The organism is Vibrio sp. 378 (assembly GCF_033339435.1).
Genome location: NZ_JAWOUO010000613.1, coordinates 1 through 675, shown reverse-complemented (window position 1 = coordinate 675; position 675 = coordinate 1). Strand labels below are relative to the sequence as shown.

1 protein-coding gene is annotated in these 675 nt (G+C 43.9%); it reads right to left on the bottom strand.

Annotation, left to right across the window (positions count from 1 at the left end; translation table 11 throughout):
- Positions 1 to 115: 115 nt before the first annotated feature.
- Positions 116 to 675: YggN family protein (locus tag R7Q48_RS27855; RefSeq protein WP_318133527.1), on the bottom strand; the 560-nt coding region annotated here is incomplete at its 5' end.

Sequence of the window (675 nt, the reverse complement as noted above, 5' to 3'; positions counted from 1 at the left end):
TGGTCAAACCCTCGCAACTCGACCAAAAGATGGAACCACTAAAACGAAAAGAGAGCGCCACACGGCGCGCTCTTTCTTTGTATTTTTAGATGTTGTTTCTACGCGAAGCGATTCATCAAATGGTAAAGACTCGATAGTCTTTCAACTCAGGAATTTTCTTCAACAAATCGTCTTCTTGCCCTGCCATATTGTCCAGAGATTCACATAAGTCTTCCGCTTGTTGCTCCACCTCTTTCGAATGTTCAGCCAAACGCTGCTCAACTTTCGCACTTAATTCTGCCATGCTTTCAGAGAGTGCTGTCAGGTTTAAACCACCCTCTTCTTTCATTTTTTTCGATAAAGCATCGAACGCGCTAGCCAGAAACTCTTTATTAAAAATCTCCTGCGCTTTTTCAAAATCTTTCGTCCAGCCCTGCGTCATCGATTCAAAGCTGTCTGCAGGCAAAATAAAATCACCATCTTTGTAATAACGAGATTGCACATCAGCAAAGAAGTCTTTAACGGCAACTTTTACGTTATCAAACGCACCCGGCGCATCCAAACTCGCTGCCACATCATCAATGATGTCATTGGCAAGTTCCAAGCCATCACTCGCTAGCTGCTTAGCTTGAGGGATATAGGCATTCATTTTTTCGCGATATGCTTCAATCGCGGCTTTCTGCTCCGCATCGAGTT